Raw genomic sequence first — 6305 nt, forward strand, 5'->3', positions numbered from 1 at the left:
TATATACTTTTTGATCCCAGGATTGAGTCTGAGTCGGATCAATACCTAGATAGTAACTTTCGGCTTTATCCAAGTAGGTCTGGTCACCGGTTGCTTTGTACAGCCAAGTTGCAGACCAAGCCAGTTCGTCTTCGTAGCCACTCCAAGAATTGTAGAAAATAGCAGCATCGGGGATAGAGTCAGAGTAGTTACCCTGATAGGTCTCGGCAAAGTCAAATAGGGCTTTCGCGTTCGTCAGTAGTTGATTAGCGTAGCTGCTGTTTGTGGATTGGAAGGCAATTGAGGCAGCAGCTAAGGCAGCAGCCGATTCACCAGCTAGGTCAGAACCGGGATTTAAAGGATCAATTTTGAACGCTGGTCGCACCATGGTCATGGTTTCCGGCGGTGCCCAGACGTTGTGGTCGATTTCACCGGATCCCACCTGTGCCCAGAATTGTTCGGTTTGACCGTGATTGTCTGTGATGTGGGCTTTGAGTATATAATCGGTACCCCATTTAATGGCATCCAACGCCTCATCCCATTGACCCATGTGCTGGTAGGCATCTTGATATTCGATTGCCCCCCAAGCCAGCATAGTCATGGCAGCAGCCATGGGAAAGCCGAACTTGACGTGGTCCCCAGCATCGTAATAACCGCCAGTAAGGTCAACTCCTACATCAGCACCATCGTTGAGGGCAGAATCCCCGCGCCATGGGATGCGATTGTCCTCAGGAAGTTTACCGGAGCGCTGAGCTTCATAAAATAAGAAGGACTTTTCGACAGCATCACCATAGTTGAACTGTGTTGATAAATTGGTTGAGACATTGGTGTTGATGATACTAGGTATAGTCTCACCATTTCCATTGGATGGGTTAATTTGAACAGGAGTAGATGCATTCATTAGTAATTAAAATTAGTAATTTTTGATACAAAGCAATGAAAATTACTCCTGTTTAATACTGGAAAAATGAAACAGGTATAATTACCATTTTTTGTGGTTTATTCTGTTGTTTATGACTATAAAAATAACGAAATAGAGTAAATCATCCCTGTGTAATCAAGGGAAAAAGAACTAGGCTCTAAGTCTCCGTCAATAAAGGAGATAATATTTGATTGACAAAAGCACTTTAAATTTTAGTAAAACTACTGTTAATGGCGACACCGAAATAGTTTTGTTTTGTAGCAATGCAGAGGTGCGACCCGTGGCGAATTAAATTACGGGTCAAACGCAGCTAAGCGGTCTTGGGGGTTTCACCTATGAGCGACTGCATCAATAAACGATAGCTAATACTAGTTTACAACTGTTATAATATTTGTTTTAAAGAACACTAAAAGATATTGTTAATTTTTTGTAAATAATTACAATCCCTAACACACAGCATATAATTTTTAAATTGGGTGAGGTACATCTTTCTAGGGAGCAGCGGATCTGGGAACAGCGGATCTGGGAACAGAGAGTAGTGATGCAGCGCTATACTTTATTAACTCTTGCCTCTTGCCCTACTATTGCTGGATCTCCCCATCTCCTCATCTCCTCATCTCCCCATCTCCTCATCTCCCCATCTCCCCACCCTCCCCACACTCGCGATCTTGTTAATCTGTCGGTCTAGTGGCTATGTCTGTATGGATTGGGCGAGAAGCGATCGCTCATCTGCAAGGGACACCTGAGGAAATCCTCAGTTTGCCTATGCTAGTCACTGCCTTAATTGGGGTAATTATCAACAGCATTAACCTCTATTGGCTAGGGTAAAATACTGAGCAAGATATCAATCTGCGTGGTGCATTTTTGCACGTACTGGCGGACGTAGTTGGCTCAATCGGCACTATAATAGCTGCTTTGGCCGTTGGGATTTTCAACTGGCCTCAGGCGGATGCGATCATCAGCTTTAGTGTAGCTATTTTGATTGGCTTAAGCACTCTTCCGCTGCTGGGGAAAACCCTGCAACGAACTAGGACGAGGGCGATAGAAAACCCCCTTCAAGAGTCAGTCTGGCTAGAGTTAGGAAAGACCGATTTATTGTCTTTGATAAAACTCAAAGAGGATTGAAAATTACTGGAGAGCTATTGATTTTGACATGATATTTTTCGGGAATTTTTAGGTAACCATTTAGTGGTCAAAATAGACTCTCCCTGGTCTCAAATTCTTCTTGCTGCCCCCGCTCTAACGCTTCTCCAGCCCAACCCCCAATTACTTCCTCAAAAAAACCAGGCATCCAGCCTTGGGGTGTTTCTACTTTTAAGGATGATTTTAATGGGTTAACAATCACCATAACTTCTAATTCTTCGTTCGTTATTCCTACTGGAACGTCCAGATGTAGAATGCCATCAGACCCCACATGGGAGATTACTTTAATACTTTCCATCTTGCTTTCTGGTATATAGAACTTATCCAAGTTTATAGCAATTCTCAATTGGGCGAGGTACTTCATGCGGGAAGTGTGGGATCTGTGGATTGTTTGGGGTTTATGGGAGGAGAGTATATAAAGGGAAGTATGCCTGAAAGGGGTAGTTTTTTTAGATCAGGGTCAAACGGTTCCACAACGTGGCTTCTGATTTGGCCTACCCATTTCTAATTTCTTCCGGATCGAGACAGAGTAATGAAGGATTAAGAAATAGTAGATGCACCCTGACTAATCCTTCAGCTACCGGCTGGGGATTTTTTTTTGTTTAATTTTGTCTCAAGTTATCTATTAGTTATATGTGGGATAGCCATCTTGGCTGTCTCCTTGGCATAAGGGTTTCTAATTTCTTCCGGATCGAGACAGAGTAATGAAGGATCAAGAAATAGTAGATGCACCCTGACTAATCCTTCAGCTACCGGCTGGGGATTTTTTTTTGTTTAATTTTGTCTCAAGTTATCTATTAGTTATATGTGGGATAGCCATCTTGGCTGTCTCCTTGGCATAAGGGTTTCTAATTTCTTCCGGATCGAGACAGAGTAATCAAGGATCAAGAAATAGTAGATGCACCCTGACTAATCCTTCAGCTACCCGCTGGGGATTTTTTTTTGTTTAATTTTGTCTATCTCTTATCAATGGCTAAGGGTTTCTAATTTCTTCCGGATCGAGACAGAGCAATGAAGGAATAAGAAATAGTAGATGCACCCTGACTCATTCCTCAGTTACCCGCTGGGGATTTTTTTTGTTTAATTTTGTCTGGACTAATTTATTATTTCTATCTGTGATAGTATCAATTCAATTCTTTCGAAGACATTCCCAACTGATATCCCAGAGCCTTCTTCTTCATGGTCTGGAAAATGTTGTAAAATCCATTAGCGCGAGAAGGGGTTAAACTAGCATTCAATCCTATATCTTGAATAAAGTCAGGAGATAGGTTGACAATCTCTGTTGGCGTCAGTCCATTCAAGCCTTCAATCAACAAAGCTACTAATCCTTTAACCAATTGGGCATCTGAGTCTCCCTGATACAAGACTTTGCCATCATCCAAGTTAGCAGTGATATAAACCTGGGACACGCAGCCAGGAACTTTGTTTTCTGGCACTTTATCGGTTTCTGGCATTGCCTGAAGCTTCTTGGCGTACCACAGCAACTGCTGATACCGTTGCTTGGGGTCTTTGCGGCGCTGAAAACGTTCTACAATCCGAGCAAGAGCTTCTGGTAAAGGGCTGGAGGTGGCTGACATACCCAATGTTTAAAAAGGATTAACCATATTATTTATAGCAGTTATCAATACCGGATTGAGAACTGCTATAACTGCATATTAGCGTAAGCATTCAGCGGTCAGCCGTCAGTGGTCAGTGGTCAGTGGTCAGTGGTCAGTGGTCAGCGGTCAGCGGTCAGTGGTCAGTGGTCAGTGGTCAGTGGTCAGTGGTCAGTGGTCAGTATTTGACTCAAAGCTGAAAGCTGAAAGCTGTTCGCGTAGCGTGCGCGTAGCGCTTAAGCTGAAAGCTGTTCGCGTAGCGTGCGCGTAGCGCTTAAGCTGATAGCTGATCAGGTAAGACCCAGAGGAGTAAAGAGTTTGTGAGCCAAGATAAATCGTCAACGGTCAAGGGTCAACCGTCAACCTTTGATAAACAAAATCCTCGCCAGTTAGCATTCCTAGCTCTCCGGGATATTCATCGGCGGGGTGCTTTTGCTGATATTGCCCTGAATCGAGTGCTACACACTGCTCAGTTAACTGGTGCTGATCGGGGCTTAGTGACAGAATTAGTTTATGGTAGTGTCCGACGACAGCGCACTCTGGATGCTCTACTTGACCAGTTGGGCAAAAAGAAAGCGAATCAACAACCTCCAGATTTGCGCACTATACTTCACCTTGGACTATATCAGTTGCGCTATCAAGCCCGAATTCCTGCTTCAGCAGCGGTCAATACCACCGTTGACCTAGCCAAGAACAATGGCTTCAAAGGACTGGCAGGGGTGGTTAATGGTTTACTACGAAACTATGCCCGTTTAGCTGCCAATTCCCCTGACCCTTTGCAGTTGCCAGAAGGGGATATCGAGGGTTTGGGCATTTTACACAGTTTTCCCGATTGGATGATCGAGCTGTGGTTACAACAGCTGGGAGCAGAGGAAACAGAACAGCTGTGTCAATGGTTTAACCAATCTCCTACCATTGACTTACGGGTAAATCCCCTCAAGGTGTCCATGGAGGAGGTGGAGGCAGGGATGCAATCTGCTGAACTGGCTATTCAGCGGGTACCTCCCTTGGTCTCCCACCAGGACGAGGGGAATGGTGAGATTATCCCTATGTTCAGCAATGCAGTTCAGCTCCCCCAAGCACTAAGGGTTGTGGGTGGTGTTGGTGCGATTCAAGAGCTACCGGGATTTAAGGAGGGTTGGTGGACTGTTCAAGATTGTAGTGCCCAGCTGGTCAGTTATCTGCTGGACCCTCAACCTGGTGATGTGGTGATTGATGCCTGTGCTGCACCGGGGGGCAAGACAACTCATATTGCGGAATTAATGGCAGATCAGGGCAAAATTTGGGCATGCGATCGCTCAGCTTCCCGCCTCAAAAAAGTCCAACAGAATGCCGAACGGTTACAATTACAATCGATTCAGCTCAGTACTGGTGATAGTCGCGATTTACCTGAATTTACTAAGATGGCTAATGCTGTGTTATTAGATGCTCCCTGTTCCGGTAATGGTACCCTTCACCGACGTCCTGATATTCGTTGGCGCATGACTCCAGAAAAAGTTCAGGAACTTACTGTTTTGCAAAAAGAATTGTTAGAGCATACCGCAACTTGGGTCAAGTCCGGAGGTGTGTTAGTGTATGCTACCTGTACCTTAAATCCTAAAGAAAATGAGGCGGTAATACAATGGTTTCTGGAAAGTCATTCTCAGTGGCAAATTGATCCCCCTACTCTTTCGTTTCTTAAGGGGTTTTCAACACCGGAAGGTTGGCTGAAAGTTTTGCCCTATCGAGACCAGATGGATGGTTTCTTTATGGTGCGGTTGAAACGAATGGTATAGCAGAAGTCAGAAGTCAGAAGTCAGAAGTCAGAAGATTGTAGGGTGGGCAAAAAGCGATGCAGCGCGGTCTTGGGGGTTTCCCCCATGAGCGACTGCATCAAGACACAGTTTGTTTTTTTTGAGTATTAATGATTATATTACTTTGCCCACCCTACTTTATAATCTTTACTATAATAGCAATATCCCTCTAATCCACGTTCTACATGCCTGCCAAGGATTTTTACCACGATGATGAAAACCAGGAGAAAATTACGCTATGGAAACCTTCACTGGAGTAACCAATTGTTCTACAGCTCTTCTTCAGATCCTGAAAAACTATTGTAATATCCTGAATCGTCACAAAAATAATTCTATCAATAATACTGTCATCAGTAAAATCATTGTTAGCGATGACAAAACTCGCTATCTAGTTATTAGGGAAGGTTGGAACGATACACAACGAATTCATTCACTAATCTTTGATGCTGAGATACGTAACAATAAAATTTGGCTACACCATGATGGTCTAGATCACGGCATTACAGAAGAGCTACTGGCGGCGGGAATACCCAAAGAACAAATTGTTTTAGCTTTTCATCCTCCCCATATCCGACAACACACTGGCTATGCTATTTCCTAGCTTTTAACTATCAGCTATCAGTTATCAGCTATCAGTTATCAGTTATAGCCATCCTAAATAGGTTGTGGCAAAATTCCATACTTAAAAAGTTTGGGAAAATCAAATATTTGACCATCAGTAAAAAACTTGAATAACCATTTTACTATTTTAAAAGAACTGCAAATATGATAAAATTTCCTCAGAAAACTTTTTCCTTGTAACCAAATATCTTCTACGGGATTTTGTTCCGGAGCATTAGGAGCAAACTTTGTACAAGTTATTAGCCAGTCTTC

At 43.5% G+C, this 6305-nt stretch carries 8 protein-coding genes and 1 pseudogene; 5 read left to right on the forward strand and 4 right to left on the reverse strand.

Annotation, left to right across the window (positions count from 1 at the left end):
- Positions 1 to 880: glycoside hydrolase family 9 protein (locus tag F6K52_RS30130; protein ID WP_293087502.1), on the reverse strand; the 880-nt coding region annotated here is incomplete at its 3' end.
- 562 nt (positions 881 to 1442) lie between these two features.
- Between F6K52_RS30130 and F6K52_RS30135 the strand changes: the two genes are divergently transcribed.
- Genes F6K52_RS30135 through F6K52_RS30145 form a run of 3 tightly spaced genes read left to right on the forward strand, consistent with a single transcriptional unit; the run spans position 1443 to position 2026 of the window.
- Positions 1443 to 1589, forward strand: coding sequence for a hypothetical protein (locus F6K52_RS30135; RefSeq protein WP_293087505.1), 147 nt, complete (start codon positions 1443 to 1445; stop codon positions 1587 to 1589).
- A 5-nt stretch (positions 1590 to 1594) separates the two neighbouring features.
- Positions 1595 to 1729, forward strand: coding sequence for a hypothetical protein (locus F6K52_RS30140; RefSeq protein ID WP_293087508.1), 135 nt, complete (start codon positions 1595 to 1597; stop codon positions 1727 to 1729).
- A 21-nt stretch (positions 1730 to 1750) separates the two neighbouring features.
- Positions 1751 to 2026, forward strand: a complete 276-nt coding sequence (locus F6K52_RS30145; protein WP_293087523.1) for a cation transporter — start codon at positions 1751 to 1753, stop codon at positions 2024 to 2026.
- A 67-nt stretch (positions 2027 to 2093) separates the two neighbouring features.
- Here the strand turns inward: F6K52_RS30145 and F6K52_RS30150 are convergent, their stop codons facing one another.
- Both F6K52_RS30150 and F6K52_RS30155 read right to left on the reverse strand, forming a co-directional pair.
- A complete protein-coding gene (locus F6K52_RS30150; RefSeq protein WP_293087511.1) occupies positions 2094 to 2408 on the reverse strand; it encodes a hypothetical protein in 315 nt (104 codons plus the stop codon).
- A 760-nt stretch (positions 2409 to 3168) separates the two neighbouring features.
- Positions 3169 to 3621, reverse strand: a complete 453-nt coding sequence (locus F6K52_RS30155) for a SufE family protein (RefSeq protein WP_293087514.1) — start codon at positions 3619 to 3621, stop codon at positions 3169 to 3171.
- Positions 3622 to 3959: 338 nt separating this feature from the next.
- Here F6K52_RS30155 and rsmB point away from each other — a divergent pair, with 338 nt between their 5' ends.
- Together rsmB and F6K52_RS30165 are read left to right on the forward strand one after the other, a co-directional pair.
- Positions 3960 to 5414, forward strand: a complete 1455-nt coding sequence (gene rsmB, locus F6K52_RS30160) for a 16S rRNA (cytosine(967)-C(5))-methyltransferase RsmB (protein WP_293087517.1) — start codon at positions 3960 to 3962, stop codon at positions 5412 to 5414.
- 256 nt (positions 5415 to 5670) lie between these two features.
- The gene (locus tag F6K52_RS30165; RefSeq protein WP_293087520.1) at positions 5671 to 6033 is read left to right on the forward strand and encodes a XisI protein; all 363 of its coding nucleotides are present in this window, start codon (positions 5671 to 5673) and stop codon (positions 6031 to 6033) included.
- Between the two features lie 53 nt (positions 6034 to 6086).
- On the opposite strand, the pseudogene F6K52_RS30170 reads toward F6K52_RS30165, so the two are convergent.
- Positions 6087 to 6305 (reverse strand): annotated as a pseudogene (locus F6K52_RS30170) (IS630 family transposase); the annotation flags it as partial.

Source organism: Moorena sp. SIO3H5 (genome assembly GCF_010692395.1).
Lineage (GTDB): Bacteria > Cyanobacteriota > Cyanobacteriia > Cyanobacteriales > Coleofasciculaceae > Moorena.